The sequence below is a fragment of the Paenibacillus sp. JJ1683 genome (genome assembly GCF_053006485.1).
The window spans coordinates 449,150-465,911 of the sequence record NZ_CM129820.1 but is presented as its reverse complement, the minus strand read 5'-3'; the positions used below and the strand labels follow the sequence as shown (position 1 = coordinate 465,911).

Genomic DNA, 16,762 nt, shown 5'->3' with positions numbered 1-16,762 from the left:
ATTTAGCGAAGCATTTGACTCAACTTTTTCTCCCATTCCGCTACACCCAGCGGGGAATCGAGCGGCTGCGAGTAATGGCCTCTAATATCCGGTGCTACAGGTGTCGTCGCATCCAGTATCATTTTGTGCGTCATACCTGCCGGATCAGAGCCGGGGTCAAGCGGTAAAATAGACAAGCCAGGAACAATGACAGCATCATGCTTTGGATGAAGCTTGGTGGATAAAGCCCACATGACTTGCGGCAGATTGAACGGATCGACCTTCTCATCCACCACAATCACCAGCTTGCAATACCCCAATCCATGCGGAGTCGTTAACGCACGCATTCCCACAGCCTTCGCAAAGCCGCCATACCGGGTTTTCGTGGAAATAATAGCGACCAGCCCATGCGTATACATGGCATTAACAGCTACGATTTCATTAGGAAAAGCATCCTTAAGCTGCTGAAACAACGGTACACTTGTATTCACACCGATCATATAATCCGTTTCCGTCCAAGGCATCCCGATGTACAGATGCTCAAAGATAGGCTGTTTGCGGTGATATACACGATTAATCTGAATGACTGGCATCGCGCGACCGCCGGAATAGTGACCTGTGAATTCACCGAATGGACCTTCATACTCACGTTCACCTGCTAACACTTCGCCTTCCAAAATGACCTCGGCTCCCCAAGGCAGATCCAGATCTGCATCCTTCGCTTTGACCACACGATAAGACTCGCCCTGAATGGCGCCCGCCATCTCATATTCGGATTGATCGTACAGCAGCGGCGTAGAAGCTGCCGTTGTAATCACAGGCTCACATCCGAGGGCAATAGCCACCTTCAGATTTTCGCCACGCTCCTCAGCCTGACGGATATGGATCGCAATATCATGCTGTGGTACAGGCTGGATGCCCAAACGGTTCTTGCCTTTCACCTGCATCCGGTATAAGCCGACATTTTGCTTACCGTAGGTGTCCGGGTCATCCAGATCGCGTGAAATTAGAATTGCTTTATCCAAATAAAACCCTCCGTCCCCCTGATTCAAACGAAACAACGGCAAAATATCAAACAAATTAATATTCTCCGTAATCTCGACTTCATGAAAAGGAGCGGCTTCTTCCCGCTTCACGGGCACCGGAAATTGTTCATAGCGTCTGGCAAATTCAAAAAACTGCTCCTTGAGCGGCGTATTTTTGGGCATTCCCATCATGAGGGCATGATTGGGCCAGGAGCCCATCACATTCATTGCAATACGAGCATCCGTATATCCATAGATGTTGTTGAAAAAGAGAGCAGGCGTCTTATCTCCAAGATTGTTTAATGCTCTGTTAGCTGCTGCGAGGTCCGGCTCCGGCTTTACCTCATCGCTGATCGTGAGTAATTGTCCCTCCTTTTCCAAGGTGTGTAGAAAATCGCGAAAGTCTTTATAAGCCATCATTCATTCTCCTTCGTCTTTCGATTTCTCAATTCTGGTGCAGCCTGGAGTCATTCTGCTTCATCCCATCCCAGCGTTTGGCTGCGGTTGTGACAATACCGAACTGATCCAATGCGCGAAAAACAATATGATCCACTAATTCCTCAATACTTGCAGGATGATTATAAAAGGCAGGCATCGGCGGCAGGATCATCACGCCCATACGTGACAGCTCCAGCATATTTTCCAGATGGATACTGCTTAATGGTGTTTCTCTGGTCATGAGCAGCAGCTTCTTTCGCTCCTTCAGTATCACATCCGCTGATCGGGTAAGCAGGTTGTCCGCCATACCGATACGAATAGAGGCAAGAGTCTTCATACTGCAAGGAGCGACGACCATACCATCTACCCGGAAGGAGCCGCTAGAAATACGTGCGGCCTGATCCTTATACGAGTAGACTGCATCCGCCATTGCCTCCACTTCCTTCACCGTGTAGCCTGTCTCATAGGGAATGTTGGCAATAGCCCACGGGGATAGCACCAGATGGCTTTGGACTCCAGCCTCCCGTAATTGTTGCAATATACGGATACCAAAGATTGACCCTGTCGCTCCCGATATTCCTACAATGATTTTCTTCATATGTCCCCTTCTTCCATCCCATCGTTTTATGTTCACCCATGCATTACTGTCAAAAATTATACGCCCGTTCCCTGCACACGAAAAATATATATAATATATGTAATGCATACTTTAAAAGTATTCAAATCGAAGCGTTGTTTAGAAATGAGGAGGAATCCCCAATGGACTTGAAGCATCTGCATTACTTTTGCGTCATCGTGGAGGAAGGGCAAATCACCAAGGCCGCCAGAACGCTCAACATGGCCCAACCTCCACTGAGTCAACAACTCAAAAATATGGAGGACGAGCTTGGTGTAAAGCTGATTTACCGTGAAGGAAAGAAGTGGGAAGTTACCGAGGCCGGATATACATTGTATACACGCGCCAAACGATTATTGGCTGAAATGGAGGACACCTGTAGAGAAATTGGGGAGTTTGAAAACAGAGTAATCGGCACACTTGCCATAGGCACGTCATCCGCCTGTATGTCTCTGATTACTGAACAGCTCAGTCACTTTCATCAGGTTTATCCAGAGGTATACGTTAAAATAGGACACGGAGACACACATCATCTGGAAGAGCTGCTGCATCAAAATAAAGTTGATCTGGCCCTGCTGCTGCTTCCGGTAGACGACAAATCGTACCATACGATTAAACTGGAGGGCGTTTCTTTTGTTGCGGTTCTTCCGTGTGAATGGGCAGATCGCCATCCCAGTGGGGAAATTACATTACAGGAAGCTGCCAGCTATGACCTCTTGTTGGGACGCCGAACAGAAGGACACGGACTATACGAAACCGTCATCCGCAAATTTCAGGAACACCATCTTATTCCGCGCGTGGTACTGGACTGTCCAGAAATATCGACCATTCTCTCGCTCGTTTCCACAGGCATGGGAATTACCATTATTCCAGACGCTGGCTTGGGACAAGAATATGGGGACAGATTTCGCACACTCTCCATTAAGGAGCCATTCCCCTTCACACAGCCTGCCGTCGTATGGCGCAAGGATCGTTATTTATCCAATGCAGCTCGCAAATTTGTTGAATTGCTACAAGCTGGAGACACGAAAAAGACTGTTCCCGAGTAGATGCTCTACCGCTCTACTCCTGAAACAGTCTGATGCTGGATGAACTTCCTTCATTCGGTCGTTGATGCCGACTTACTTCACTCCCTGATGCCGATACTCGGTCGGAGTCATTCCACATTTGCGCCGAAACACCTGCGTAAAATGCCTCATATCTTGATATCCAATCCGCTCGGAAATATCAGCCAGCCGTAGATGAGGATCATTTAGCAGCCGCTTTGCCTCTTCCATACGCAAGGAAATAACGTAATCCTTATAGCCTTGTCCCGTCTTTTGCTTGAATAACTGGCTGAAATACACCGGATTTAAAAATACGATTGAGGCCACTTTTTCCAGTGACAGCTCCTCTGTAAAATGAGCCCGGATATATTGCAATGCTACATCAACCGTATGCATGCCCTTGCGGAGGCATTCTCCTGTATCCGCTGCTGCGGCTGCAATCTCCTCTGGTGTTCGTCTTAGTCGCGCTACCTCTTCAGGTATGGATGAGAAATTGTGGTGAACACCTGAACGTGTAATTTGCAGAGGCACTCTGACATAACGCTTCAAATGGGATTCAAGCAACGTCTCTAGCCGTGCAGCCTCTGCTTCATCCCTTAGCCTTGCAATCCCCAGCAGACTATGGCGGTCTAGACTAACGACAAAGCCACTGCCTCCAGCTTCAATGAGCTCGGACAGTACATTTTCAATCATAAAATGCTCCAAATGCGTCTGCTTGTGATCAGGTTCCATGCGAACCATAAAAAGATGGAATTCTGGATAATTTTCGACGAAAGGCTGTATATCCAGCTTACCCGTATCCAGTCCGAGTGCATACCGTTGGAAAACAGCTTCACGCAAATAAACCATATTGGATTTAAGAAGCCTGCCCTCGTTCGCCTGTTGCGAAGCCACGAGCGCTTCGGCTGCTAACATTTCAATGCATTCCAGCAGCTTCTTTTTGCCGATTGGCTTTAACAGATAGTCTTTGGCACCCAGCTTTACTGCTCTTTGCGCATATTGGAAGTCGGAATGGGCCGAAATGACAACCCACTGCAGATGAGGATGCTTTCGCTTGGAAATACGCATGAATTCCAGACCATCCATACCGGGCATCAGGATATCGGTCAAAACAATATCTACAGGATGCTCCGCCAGAATGCCTGCTGCTTCCTCGGTGGAAGCAGCGAGATGAATGCCGCAGGTTGGTAGAGCTTGGCCAATAGTACGCCGAATCCCCTGTCGAATCATATTTTCATCGTCAGCTATCAGAATATTCATGTTTCTCCTCCTTCTGTGGCAGAGGCACACTTACAGTGACTGTCGTTCCGGCCCCTGGTGCGCTAGAGATCCGCAGGCCGTACTCTTCCCCGAACATGTGCCGTAGCCGTAAATTTAGGTTTTGCAGGCCGATGCCTCCCGCCTGCCCGCTGCCCGCCTGTTTGCCGGGTTCTGCCAAAGCGATCTGGACCACCTCCCATCGTTCGTACTCCATTCCTACACCGTTGTCGATGATGTGCAGGCTCAATACACCGCCATACTCCTCCGCTCTGACGAGCAGCTTGCCTCCTGTATCCGCATGAAGAGGCTCCAGTCCGTGCTTCACCGCATTTTCAATCAATGGCTGTAAGGTCATTTTGGGTACACGGATATCCAGCCATCGTTCTTCAATATTGACGTCAACAGATACCCTGCCCTCCAGCCGAGCTTGAATAATGGTGAGGTAGTGGCCGACCTGCTCTACTTCTTCCCGTAGGCTTACATCGGCTCCCTCTTCCCAGTGACTGCTGTAACGGAACATATGGGATAAGGAGAGAACCACCTCACCAAGCTGATCCTGTCCCTTTTCATCCAGCATCCAATAGATCATATCCAGTGTATTGTACAAAAAATGCGGATTAACCTGCGTCTGTAGAGCGTGCAGCTCTGCATTTTTTTCGCTGACCGATGATATACGCACTAACTCAATCAGTTCTGCAATCTGTCTTACCATATGGTTGAAAGAAGTAGCCAACTGGTTGATTTCTTCATAGGATTCGATGTTTACCGTGTGGCGGAAGTTACCTGTCTCTACCCGTTTCATTTCCCGAATAACTCGTTTGAGCGGACGGGAGATGCCCCTGGAGACGATAGAAGCAATTAGCGCCGACACCAAGATGAGTATAGGTGCTACGATAAATAAGTACCTTTGATTTTGCGCCAGTTCCACGTTCAGATCCTCACTGGGTGTCACACTAATCACCGACCAATCGGCAAACGGAAGTTTGGAAGCGATTACAACTTTCTCATTATTCCGATCTACAATTACATCCTCCTCCGGGACCTGTTGCTCTAGATTTCGCAGATCTGGTGGCGGATCAGAAGAAGTCGCCGATACAATTCGATTTTCATGGCCCAAGAGATAGACCTGACTATTAGTGCTCAGGCGTAAATTGTGGAGTGCGGACAAAACTGAACGCGGTTCAGCCTCAAACAAAACAATACCAATCGGCTTGTGTTCATCCAGATCATAGAGCTGCCGTCCGAACGCAAACACAGACCTGGTTTCCACTTGGTCGATGACAGAGTGAGGATACACACCCAGCCATGCAATTTTGCCCGCCGATCTTCGAATCTCCCTGTACCATTCCGTATGCTCGTAATGAGTATCAATGACATTCATATAATTTCCATAATTGTATACCTTGCCAGTGTCTGTGATGACATGAATGCCGATTAGGTCCTCCCGCGAATAGTAGATGGCTCCAAGGATATTCGTAATCGTACGTTCGTTGATGTAATTGACAGCAGGTAAATCACTATGATCTGTCGTCAGCAGACGAACCAAATCCATATTGTTGCTGATCGACTTGGAGAGACTGTTATAGCTGTCGAGCAGCAATTCGAACAGTCCTGCCGTCTGAGATACATTTTTACGTGCAAGCTCGCTGACCTTATCATGGAACTGCACCGTAGTACGGTTGTAAAATAATAGACTGACCGCCAGCACAATGCCGGACATGCTCAATAGGAACAGAACAAACAAGCGGTATTGAATGGATTGAAAACGGCGCATCATACCTCCGTGCGCTCCTTTCGCATCGGCCGCCTATCCTTTAATCGCTCCCGCTACCATGCCCTTGGTAATTTTTTCGGACAGGACAAAATAAATAATAATGACCGGTAAGGCTCCCATGACTAAAAAAGCACCAATATTGCCGTAGTTCACAGAATACTGGCTGACGAACGTATATACGCCGAAAGGGAGAGTTTTTAGCTTTTCGGACGAGATAAAGGTGGCAGCCATAATGTATTCATTCCAGATGTTAATGAAAGTTAAAATACACACTGTCATGATAGGCGGAATCGAGATGGGTAAGATTACACTGCGGAAGATACGATAAATGCTCGCTCCGTCAATGTAGGCGGATTCTTCAATTTCGTGGGGAATGGACCGCATAAAGCCGGATAGGATGAAGACCGCAATCGGTGTCTGAAAAGCAATGTAGGGTAAAATCAGCGAGAAATACGTATTCAGAATATGGACGTTTTTAAACATCACCATTAGTGGTAGCAGTGTAGCTTGCATGGGGAGCATCATCCCGACCAAAAACAACGTCAGCACAACAGCCCCGAAACGCCAGCGAAAACGTGTAATTGCATAAGCAGTCATCGAGCTTAATACAATGACGAACATCATCGTAACCCCGGTCACCAGCACACTGTTTCCTAAATAACGTAAGTAGCTCCCTGATTCATAGGCTTCCTGGTAGTTGTGCCACTGGGGCACTTGAGGGAGTGCAAAGAAGCTTGAACTTAATATCTCTTCATTCGTCTTCAACGAATAGGTCAGCAACCAAAAGAGTGGATACAGCTGCGTGACCACTAAGACAGCCAACAGGGAGAAGACTCCCGTTTTTTTCAAAGCGTTCAACAGTCCCATCCCCTTTAGCTTACCTTATTTTCGATTCGTTTGAAAACAAAATTTATCACAATTGTAAATGACAAGCAGATTACTACGAGAAACGAAGCCAATGCACTGCCATACCCGTATTTCATAGATAAAAAGGACATATTGTACATATACGTGGATACTGTATCCGTCGCATGGGCTGGTCCTCCACCCGTCATCACCCAGATCAAATCAAACGATTGCAAGGACCCGATAAAGGCTAATACAATAGATATTTTGAAAATAGGCACAATGAGCGGCAACGTAATGTAACGGTCTGCTTTGAATCCTTCTGCCCCATCAATTTTAGCTGCTTCATACAGCTCATTGGGTATGTTTTGTACCCCAGTAAACTGGATAAGCAAATGGTAGCCAAAGTATTGCCACAACGATACAAAATATAGAGCATACATCGCTATCTGCGGTTCCGTCAACCAAGAGCGTGTCCAGCTTTCCAGCCCGACCGCCATTAAAATGCCGTTCAGCATCCCACCCATCGAGGCCGGATTATAGATCGTTTTCCACAACTGGCCAATAATAACCACCGATAGAATGACCGGCAAAAAATACATCGTTACCAATGTATTTGCCCTACGCACATAGCGATTGAGTAAAATGGCCAGCAGTAGACAAAGCGGGATTTCCAGCATAGAGAATACAGCGAACATCATCGTTCGCTTCACGGACGGCCAGAACACTGGATCGGCTGTGAAAATACGCTTAAAATTAGTCAGACCCACAAACTTCGCCTCTGCAATCCCGTTCCAATCCAGCAACCCGCAATACACAGATACCAAAATCGGAACAAATACCATACAGGTATACAGCAACAGGCAGGGCAGCACGAAAACGGCAATCGTGCGTGCCGGCACCTTCAGTACATTCATGCTCTAATCTCCTTTGTGTTGATTCGAAGCATCTTTCTGGGAAATGCTTAGCCATATGTGATTCCGAATCAGGGAAGGGAACTTTCGCTCCCTCCCCTCAAGTCTGCTACTCCAGGATTTCGCAAAATTCGATTCCAGTCGCTCCAAAGTGCAATATCTAGACGAACTAGGCCATTTCGATCTATACATTCTTCATTGGAAGCCACCTATTGGATGTTTGCAAAATTCTCAATTATTTATTTGCTTCAAAAGTGTTCTGATGTTCCTTCGCAACTTGCACAGAGTCTTCTTGTTGTACAAACAGGTTTTGAATGCTACTTAGATGCGCCTGTGCAATAGCCGGATTCATCGTATTATCAAAAGCAAGGTCCCCTCCTTTTACATTTTTGAACAGCTCATTGAGACTAATGGCTAACTCGGAATAACCCGCTTCCTTCAGATCGCCTTTCATTTTCTGACCGCTGCCAATTGCATTCTTCAGATCAAACTGAATCTTGGGCATCTCTGTAATAAAATAGTGCAGAAAGTCCTTCGTCTCCTGTAAATGTTCACTATTCGCAGATACCGCAAACGCGCTACCCGGCGCAATGACATACTCATTCACATTCCCTTTGCCATTCACCGTAGGGAATTGAAACGCTCCGACCTTACCCGCTACTGGGGAGGCATCAATAGAACCTGTTTCCCAGGTGCCCATAATATACATCGCAGCTTTCCCTGTTTTAAAAATATTACCGCCTGCATTATAGTCAATAGATGTAGCTCCATCAGGGAAAGCCCCGGCCTGCACCAATTCCTGAAATGCATCCACAGCTTCCACAAAAGCCGGGTCGTTAAACGTCTTTTTGCCATCCAGCACATCATTGAGGAAATTTGGTCCTTCATTTGTACGCAACAGAATATTCATAAAAAGGAGGGAACCGGTCCATGAATCCTTTTCCCCAATAGCAATTGGAGTAATTCCCTTTGCCTTCAGTGTCTTCACCGTTGTTATCAGCTCATCAAAGGTGGTCGGCAACTTTTGAATTCCCGCCTGCTCGAACAGTTCTTTATTGTAAAAGACCACTTCTATATTGTTACCATCCGGAAAAGCGTAAAGCTTATCATCGAAGCTATAGTAGTTAAGAAGGCCATCCTGAAACGTATCTTTTAACCCCTCTTTATCAGCTACATCATTTAATGGTGCCAGTAGCCCGGCATCTACGAATGGCTTCATCTGTGCAGCCGGATTTACAATCGTAATATCCGGTACTTCCTTCGCTGCTGCTTGTGTTTTCAGCTTGAGCTTCTGCTGATCTGTATTTAGCGAATCCAATTCAATTTTGACATGAGGATGATCCTGCTCGTATTGACTTACAATCTGCTTTATCATTTTGTATGAAGGGGTGCTCGGATCAGGATTGATGTTTTGAAAGGTAATCGTCACATCCTTCATTACATTGCCTCCACCCTTTTCCCCTGAATTTCCCGGACTTGCGCTTTGTCCGTTATTACAAGCTGCCAGCGTCAATGCCAAGGCGCCCGCCGCCACAACGGCAAACGCTTTCATTTTTACTCTGCTCATGTTCCTTTTCCTCCTCTGGTTGAAGCATTGCGCAATTTATCCTCCTAGTCGGTGGACACTCAATGCCCGCTTGTTCTTTTCATTATGTTACATAGAAAAGACGTGAACAATGCGTGAACTTAAGGAGAAGGGTTTGTTTTTTTAAGCCCTCATTTGCGTGCTTCAAAATTCATTCATATCATAACTTGCAATTTATCTAGAAGACAGGCATAATATGAATAAGATCTTTATTTGATAATGATTATCATTATTAAATGATAAATACACATAGACTTTAAAGGAGGCAGGACCGCAGTGAAAGAAGCTTTTAGTAAAACCTCCCTGCATATCGATGATTATTTGGATCTTCTCAATCTTGCCGTACAAGTCGGAGATACAAAGTGGCAAAAGGAAATTACCCGTAAACTTCAAGCCTTAAGTGTCCTCCAGACAGAAGAGGTTGAAATAGATTAACATCGCACAGTGCTGGATCTCAGTTGAAACAGCACGTCAAGCAGCACTATACAAGGAACAACCAGAATATATTAGTGCTTTTAACCAAAGGCATGGCATGAGCCTTTCATGTGGACGATAAATAAATCGGTTATACAAAAAGAGCACAACCATTAAGGCTGTGCTCTTTTTTCTGTGCTTGGCAACGTCCTACTCTCCCAGGACCCTGCGGTCCAAGTACCATCGGCGCTGGAGGGCTTAACGGTCGTGTTCGGGATGGGTACGTGTGGAACCCCTCCGCTATCGCCACCAAACATGAATTTGCCTCGCAAATTCTTCCGTAAGGTTATTCGGTTCATCACGGATCGTGTGAATGAATCGCCATACGCTTGTTGTATGTACTTCTACATACTTTCAAGGTTACACCTTGAAAACTGGATCCGAAACTCATTGCGCCTTATCTTTAGGATAAGCCCTCGACCGATTAGTATTGGTCAGCTCCATGCATTACTGCACTTCCACCCCCAACCTATCTACCTCGTCGTCTTCAAGGGGTCTTACATACTGGGAAATCTCATCTTGAGGGGGGCTTCACGCTTAGATGCTTTCAGCGCTTATCCCTTCCGTACATAGCTACCCAGCGGTGCTCCTGGCGGAACAACTGGTACACCAGCGGTACGTCCATCCCGGTCCTCTCGTACTAAGGACAGCTCCTCTCAAATTTCCTACGCCCACGACAGATAGGGACCGAACTGTCTCACGACGTTCTGAACCCAGCTCGCGTACCGCTTTAATGGGCGAACAGCCCAACCCTTGGGACCTACTTCAGCCCCAGGATGCGATGAGCCGACATCGAGGTGCCAAACCTCCCCGTCGATGTGGACTCTTGGGGGAGATAAGCCTGTTATCCCCAGGGTAGCTTTTATCCGTTGAGCGATGGCCCTTCCATGCGGTACCACCGGATCACTAAGCCCGACTTTCGTCCCTGCTCGACTTGTAGGTCTCGCAGTCAAGCTCCCTTCTGCCTTTGCACTCTTCGAATGATTTCCAACCATTCTGAGGGAACCTTGGGGCGCCTCCGTTACTCTTTAGGAGGCGACCGCCCCAGTCAAACTGCCCACCTGACACTGTCCTCGTACCGGATCACGGTACCAAGTTAGAACCTAGATACGATCAGGGTGGTATCCCAAGGATGCCTCCCCTCAAGCTGGCGCTCAAGGTTCAACGGCTCCCACCTATCCTGTACAGATCGTACCCAAATTCAATATCAAGCTGCAGTAAAGCTCCATGGGGTCTTTCCGTCTTGTCGCGGGTAACCTGCATCTTCACAGGTATTAAAATTTCACCGGATCTCTCGTTGAGACAGCGCCCAAGTCGTTACGCCATTCGTGCGGGTCAGAATTTACCTGACAAGGAATTTCGCTACCTTAGGACCGTTATAGTTACGGCCGCCGTTTACTGGGGCTTCGGTTCATAGCTTCGCCCGAAGGCTTACCACTCCCCTTAACCTTCCAGCACCGGGCAGGCGTCAGCCCGTATACTTCGCCTTGCGGCTTCGCACAGACCTGTGTTTTTGCTAAACAGTCGCTTGGGCCTTTTCACTGCGGCCCCCTCGGGCTATTCACCCTACCGAGGCACCCCTTCTCCCGAAGTTACGGGGTCATTTTGCCGAGTTCCTTAACGAGAGTTCTTCCGCGCGCCTTAGAATTCTCTTCTCGCCTACCTGTGTCGGTTTGCGGTACGGGCACCTTCTCCTGGCTAGAGGCTTTTCTTGGCAGTCTGAGATCATGACCTTCGCTACTATAATTTTCGCTCCCCATCACAGCCCAGCCTTAACGATGTGCGGATTTGCCTACACATCAGCCTCACTGCTTAGACGGACATCCATCAGTCCGCGTCACTACCCTACTGCGTCACCCCATCGCTCATAGCGGATTACGGTGGTACAGGAATTTCTACCTGTTGTCCTTCGACTACGCCTATCGGCCTCGCCTTAGGTCCCGACTTACCCTGAGCGGACGAACCTTCCTCAGGAACCCTTAGGCTTTCGGCGGATCTGATTCTCACAGATCTTTTCGTTACTCATACCGGCATTCTCACTTGAATGCAGTCCAGCGCTCCTTCCGGTACACCTTCAACCCGCATTCAACGCTCCCCTACCCCTGATGCAAGCATCAAGCCATAGCTTCGGTGGTGTGTTTAGCCCCGTTACATTTTCGGCGCAGAGTCACTCGACCAGTGAGCTATTACGCACTCTTTCAATGGTGGCTGCTTCTAAGCCAACATCCTGGTTGTCTGTGCAACTCCACATCCTTTCCCACTTAACACACACTTGGGGACCTTAGCTGATGGTCTGGGCTGTTTCCCTTTCGACAATGGATCTTAGCACTCACTGTCTGACTCCCGGAACTAAATCTATGGCATTCGGAGTTTGACTGAGCTTGGTAACCCTTGCGGGCCCCGCACCCAATCAGTGCTCTACCTCCACGATTCTTCTTTCCGAGGCTAGCCCTAAAGCTATTTCGGGGAGAACCAGCTATCTCCGGGTTCGATTGGAATTTCTCCGCTACCCCCACCTCATCCCCGCATTTTTCAACATGCGTGGGTTCGGGCCTCCAGTGCGTGTTACCGCACCTTCACCCTGGACAGGGGTAGATCACCCGGTTTCGGGTCTACGTCCACGTACTCATTCGCCCTATTCAGACTCGCTTTCGCTGCGGCTTCAGCTCTCCACCTTAACCTTGCACGGGAACGTAACTCGCCGGTTCATTCTACAAAAGGCACGCCATCACCCCTAAATTGGGCTCTGACTTCTTGTAAGCACACGGTTTCAGGATCTATTTCACTCCCCTTCCGGGGTGCTTTTCACCTTTCCCTCACGGTACTGCTTCACTATCGGTCGCCAGGGAGTATTTAGCCTTGGCAGATGGTCCTGCCGGATTCATACGGGGTTTCACGTGCCCCGCACTACTCGGGATCCGTCTCGGAGGGAACGGGTTTTGAACTACAGGGCTTTTACCTTCTCTGGCGGGCCTTTCCAGACCTCTTCATCTAACCGGTTCCTTTGTAACTCCATGTGAGACGTCCCACAACCCCAAGGAGCAAGCTCCTTGGTTTGGGCTAATCCGCGTTCGCTCGCCGCTACTGACGGAATCACTATTGTTTTCTCTTCCTCAGGGTACTTAGATGTTTCAGTTCCCCTGGTCTGCCTCTCACTCACCTATGTATTCAGTGAGTAGTGACTGTCGATGAAGACAGCCGGGTTTCCCCATTCGGACATCCCCGGATCAAAGCTTGCTTACAGCTCCCCGAGGCTTTATCGTTGTTCGCCACGTCCTTCGTCGGCTCCTGGCGCCTAGGCATCCTCCGTGTGCTCTTTGTAGCTTAACCTAGTATCTACATAGTAAATACGATTTGCTACCTTTATTTCACTTGTTTACACAAGATCAGCTTAAAGGAATATTCTAAAACGCAATTTCGTTTCGGTATCCAGTTTTCAAGGTGCAATTCGCTTCGTCGAAGCGAAACCCGATGAATATTTCGGTTCCACACGATGTGTGAATGAAACATTCGTCCAAGCTTGAGAGTTTGAACTCTCAAAACTGAGCAACGAGTGAGTAAGTTCAGGATATCCATTTCATTCACACGAACGTGATGAACCGAATTGAATATCCGGTCGCAGGTATATACACCTGCTGATTTGAATGTTTCCGTTGCAGGAAACGATTCTCCATAGAAAGGAGGTGATCCAGCCGCACCTTCCGATACGGCTACCTTGTTACGACTTCACCCCAATCATCTACCCCACCTTCGGCGGCTGGCCCCTTGCGGTTACCTCACCGACTTCGGGTGTTGTAAACTCTCGTGGTGTGACGGGCGGTGTGTACAAGACCCGGGAACGTATTCACCGCGGCATGCTGATCCGCGATTACTAGCAATTCCGACTTCATGTAGGCGAGTTGCAGCCTACAATCCGAACTGAGACCGGCTTTTCTAGGATTGGCTCCACCTCGCGGCTTCGCTTCCCGTTGTACCGGCCATTGTAGTACGTGTGTAGCCCAGGTCATAAGGGGCATGATGATTTGACGTCATCCCCACCTTCCTCCGGTTTGTCACCGGCAGTCTGCTTAGAGTGCCCAGCTTGACCTGCTGGCAACTAAGCATAAGGGTTGCGCTCGTTGCGGGACTTAACCCAACATCTCACGACACGAGCTGACGACAACCATGCACCACCTGTCTCCTCTGTCCCGAAGGAAAGGTCTATCTCTAGACCGGTCAGAGGGATGTCAAGACCTGGTAAGGTTCTTCGCGTTGCTTCGAATTAAACCACATACTCCACTGCTTGTGCGGGTCCCCGTCAATTCCTTTGAGTTTCAGTCTTGCGACCGTACTCCCCAGGCGGAATGCTTAATGTGTTAACTTCGGCACCAAGGGTATCGAAACCCCTAACACCTAGCATTCATCGTTTACGGCGTGGACTACCAGGGTATCTAATCCTGTTTGCTCCCCACGCTTTCGCGCCTCAGCGTCAGTTACAGCCCAGAGAGTCGCCTTCGCCACTGGTGTTCCTCCACATCTCTACGCATTTCACCGCTACACGTGGAATTCCACTCTCCTCTTCTGCACTCAAGCTCCCCAGTTTCCAGTGCGACCCGAAGTTGAGCCTCGGGATTAAACACCAGACTTAAAGAGCCGCCTGCGCGCGCTTTACGCCCAATAATTCCGGACAACGCTTGCCCCCTACGTATTACCGCGGCTGCTGGCACGTAGTTAGCCGGGGCTTTCTTCTCAGGTACCGTCACTCTTGTAGCAGTTACTCTACAAGACGTTCTTCCCTGGCAACAGAGCTTTACGATCCGAAAACCTTCATCACTCACGCGGCGTTGCTCCGTCAGGCTTTCGCCCATTGCGGAAGATTCCCTACTGCTGCCTCCCGTAGGAGTCTGGGCCGTGTCTCAGTCCCAGTGTGGCCGATCACCCTCTCAGGTCGGCTACGCATCGTCGCCTTGGTAGGCCTTTACCCCACCAACTAGCTAATGCGCCGCAGGCCCATCCACAAGTGACAGATTGCTCCGCCTTTCCTCCTTCTCCCATGCAGGAAAAGGATATATCGGGTATTAGCTACCGTTTCCGGTAGTTATCCCTGTCTTGTGGGCAGGTTGCCTACGTGTTACTCACCCGTCCGCCGCTAGGTTAGTTAGAAGCAAGCTTCAAACTAACCCCGCTCGACTTGCATGTATTAGGCACGCCGCCAGCGTTCGTCCTGAGCCAGGATCAAACTCTCCATTAAAGACGTTACAAAGTAACGTCAACCTGTTTCATCTTCATCCACTCCAATGAGAAGAACCGAAGATGAAACAATATAGAAAGAGCGATTAGCTCATTTTGAAACTGACGAGATAAAATATCTCATTGTTTGATTTTGCGAACAAAATCAATTTACTCACTCGTTGTTCAGTTTTCAAAGATCAAATTCTTTTTCACTGCGTTTTTCAGCAGCTATAAGATCATATCATGTTCATTTCAAAAATGCAAGGGTTATTTTTTTCGAAGATCATTTCACCCTGCTTATTCTCATTGAAACGGCTGTTTTGTTGTCAGCTCAAATAATATATCATTTTTAACTACAGAATACAACTTGTAATATTTAACAATAAACCAATATCTAAAATTTTTTTACTACTAGTCAACTATTTCAACATGATGGCTACTTCAAAACACTATATCGTTGATTTGCCGCTAAACGCGCCGTCGATTCTTTTTAAGATATCTACGATACTCGTTCCTTTTAATCGCTTGTTGTCAGAAGACTTACAATTAGACGGAGTCTTTTAGCCCCCGCCTAACAAGCTCATAAATTTATAGTCTGCAAATCTCATGGGCACATTGGCCATACGAAGGGCAACAGCACATAGCACGCAACACCTTGAGATCGTGAATGACGATTTTTCCGTCTCTCGTATCCAAGGTACCCTGCTCTTTCAGCGAGCTCAGCATCCGGTTCACACTCTCGCGCGTTGCTCCAATCATCTCACCCAGTTCGGAGTGACTTAACTTCATATTCAGTAAAATGCCATCCTTCACAGCTACGCCACATGTATTACTTGCACGGATTAAGGTAGACGCTAGTGCCCCCGTTTTACCATACAACAATAAGTCCCGAAACCGTGATTGCATAATTCGTTGCTTCATTGCCATCCACTGTATAAACTGAAGCGCCATTTCCCCATGCTTAGACAGGAGCGACTCCAGATCCTTAACAAGCACGACACCTAATTCACACACATCGGCTGTTTCTGCAGTGCAACTATACTCTTCCCCATCTATCCCACTAAACTCCCCGATTAAATCGCCTTGGTGCTGAATAGTCAGAATCAATTCTTTACCGTCTTCTGTCGACTTACGGAGTTTAACATGACCCGAATGTATATAATAAAGCTGCTCCGCATCATCACCCTCTCGGAAAAGCATAACGCCTGCCTTTACCTTCTTCCAGGACATGATATCTTTTAACAGTTCAAAATGCTCTTCCGTCAGAAAAAGCTGAATCCCCGTGCGCTGCGTTTCGTCCCTAAACCGTTCCATACAAGTGGCTTGCATATTAGCGTCCTCCTCGTGTTTACCTGATATCTTTATCATAATGTTTTAATTCCTGGGTTGTTATCGGGAGAACACCTGATTTTGCACCTCCCTACTCCCTGATTTGCAGTGATAAATATCACTTCCAGGATTATCTAACGCCCCATTTATCGCCCCACCTCTTATTGATTACCCAGTCTAATGAAAAGTCAGTGTTTCCTGCGCCTATAGATCAGGGGGTTCCCTGAATTACTTTTGTACCTGTCGGAATTACAATAAATTAGAG

The 16,762-nt window shown here is 47.9% G+C and carries 10 protein-coding genes and 3 rRNA genes; 2 read left to right on the top strand and 11 right to left on the bottom strand.

All coding sequences use genetic code 11. From position 1 onward, the window contains the following. Nucleotides 1-2 precede the first annotated feature (2 nt). Together ACUC6J_RS02055 and ACUC6J_RS02050 are read right to left on the bottom strand one after the other, a co-directional pair. Entirely contained in the window at nucleotides 3-1,421 is a 1,419-nt protein-coding gene (locus ACUC6J_RS02055) for a non-oxidative hydroxyarylic acid decarboxylases subunit C (RefSeq protein ID WP_447249669.1), read from the bottom strand. 28 nt (nucleotides 1,422-1,449) lie between these two features. After that, nucleotides 1,450-2,040 (bottom strand): flavin prenyltransferase UbiX, encoded by a 591-nt coding sequence (locus ACUC6J_RS02050; RefSeq protein WP_013369033.1) that lies wholly within the window; start codon nucleotides 2,038-2,040, stop codon nucleotides 1,450-1,452. Between the two features lie 161 nt (nucleotides 2,041-2,201). Here ACUC6J_RS02050 and ACUC6J_RS02045 point away from each other — a divergent pair, with 161 nt between their 5' ends. After that, the gene (locus ACUC6J_RS02045; protein WP_447249668.1) at nucleotides 2,202-3,107 is read left to right on the top strand and encodes a LysR family transcriptional regulator; all 906 of its coding nucleotides are present in this window, start codon (nucleotides 2,202-2,204) and stop codon (nucleotides 3,105-3,107) included. A 72-nt stretch (nucleotides 3,108-3,179) separates the two neighbouring features. Here the strand turns inward: ACUC6J_RS02045 and ACUC6J_RS02040 are convergent, their stop codons facing one another. From ACUC6J_RS02040 to ACUC6J_RS02020, 5 genes are all read right to left on the bottom strand, one after another. Continuing rightward, entirely contained in the window at nucleotides 3,180-4,364 is a 1,185-nt protein-coding gene (locus ACUC6J_RS02040) for a response regulator (RefSeq protein ID WP_025363804.1), read from the bottom strand. After that, a complete protein-coding gene (locus ACUC6J_RS02035; protein WP_447249667.1) occupies nucleotides 4,345-6,141 on the bottom strand; it encodes a sensor histidine kinase in 1,797 nt (598 codons plus the stop codon). The genes ACUC6J_RS02040 and ACUC6J_RS02035 overlap by 20 nt, the downstream gene beginning before the upstream one ends. 30 nt (nucleotides 6,142-6,171) lie before the next feature. Then, nucleotides 6,172-7,005 carry a carbohydrate ABC transporter permease gene (locus ACUC6J_RS02030; protein WP_447249666.1) on the bottom strand — a complete coding sequence of 278 codons (834 nt, stop codon included), beginning with the start codon at nucleotides 7,003-7,005 and terminating at the stop codon, nucleotides 6,172-6,174. A 5-nt stretch (nucleotides 7,006-7,010) separates the two neighbouring features. Beyond that, nucleotides 7,011-7,901, bottom strand: a complete 891-nt coding sequence (locus tag ACUC6J_RS02025) for a carbohydrate ABC transporter permease (RefSeq protein ID WP_044787812.1) — start codon at nucleotides 7,899-7,901, stop codon at nucleotides 7,011-7,013. 232 nt (nucleotides 7,902-8,133) lie between these two features. After that, a complete protein-coding gene (locus ACUC6J_RS02020) occupies nucleotides 8,134-9,465 on the bottom strand; it encodes an extracellular solute-binding protein (RefSeq protein ID WP_447249665.1) in 1,332 nt (443 codons plus the stop codon). A gap of 294 nt (nucleotides 9,466-9,759) precedes the next feature. Here ACUC6J_RS02020 and ACUC6J_RS02015 point away from each other — a divergent pair, with 294 nt between their 5' ends. Further along, complete coding sequence (locus tag ACUC6J_RS02015) at nucleotides 9,760-9,918, top strand: hypothetical protein (protein WP_016818883.1); 159 nt, start codon at nucleotides 9,760-9,762, stop codon at nucleotides 9,916-9,918. A 176-nt stretch (nucleotides 9,919-10,094) separates the two neighbouring features. Here ACUC6J_RS02015 and rrf read toward each other — a convergent pair. The 4 genes from rrf to ACUC6J_RS01995 form a co-directional block, all read right to left on the bottom strand. Further along, a 5S ribosomal RNA gene (gene rrf, locus ACUC6J_RS02010) occupies nucleotides 10,095-10,211 on the bottom strand. 150 nt (nucleotides 10,212-10,361) lie between these two features. Continuing rightward, nucleotides 10,362-13,287, bottom strand: a 23S ribosomal RNA gene (locus tag ACUC6J_RS02005). A 346-nt stretch (nucleotides 13,288-13,633) separates the two neighbouring features. After that, nucleotides 13,634-15,187 (bottom strand): 16S ribosomal RNA (locus ACUC6J_RS02000). Together the 16S, 23S and 5S rRNA genes form the textbook arrangement of a ribosomal RNA operon. 569 nt (nucleotides 15,188-15,756) lie before the next feature. After that, nucleotides 15,757-16,497 (bottom strand): Crp/Fnr family transcriptional regulator, encoded by a 741-nt coding sequence (locus ACUC6J_RS01995; RefSeq protein WP_017428697.1) that lies wholly within the window; start codon nucleotides 16,495-16,497, stop codon nucleotides 15,757-15,759. Nucleotides 16,498-16,762: the final 265 nt, after the last annotated feature.

Bases quoted from the DNA above. Each gene is read 5' to 3' on its own strand.
- ACUC6J_RS02025 (WP_044787812.1), bottom strand. From the start codon at position 7,901: ATGAATGTACTGAAGGTGCCGGCACGCACGATTGCCGTTTTCGTGCTG.
- ACUC6J_RS01995 (WP_017428697.1), bottom strand. From the start codon at position 16,497: ATGCAAGCCACTTGTATGGAACGGTTTAGGGACGAAACGCAGCGCACG.
- ACUC6J_RS02035 (WP_447249667.1), bottom strand. From the start codon at position 6,141: ATGATGCGCCGTTTTCAATCCATTCAATACCGCTTGTTTGTTCTGTTC.
- ACUC6J_RS02050 (WP_013369033.1), bottom strand. From the start codon at position 2,040: ATGAAGAAAATCATTGTAGGAATATCGGGAGCGACAGGGTCAATCTTT.
- ACUC6J_RS02045 (WP_447249668.1), top strand. From the start codon at position 2,202: ATGGACTTGAAGCATCTGCATTACTTTTGCGTCATCGTGGAGGAAGGG.
- ACUC6J_RS02055 (WP_447249669.1), bottom strand. From the start codon at position 1,421: ATGGCTTATAAAGACTTTCGCGATTTTCTACACACCTTGGAAAAGGAG.
- ACUC6J_RS02030 (WP_447249666.1), bottom strand. From the start codon at position 7,005: ATGGGACTGTTGAACGCTTTGAAAAAAACGGGAGTCTTCTCCCTGTTG.
- ACUC6J_RS02020 (WP_447249665.1), bottom strand. From the start codon at position 9,465: ATGAGCAGAGTAAAAATGAAAGCGTTTGCCGTTGTGGCGGCGGGCGCC.
- ACUC6J_RS02040 (WP_025363804.1), bottom strand. From the start codon at position 4,364: ATGAATATTCTGATAGCTGACGATGAAAATATGATTCGACAGGGGATT.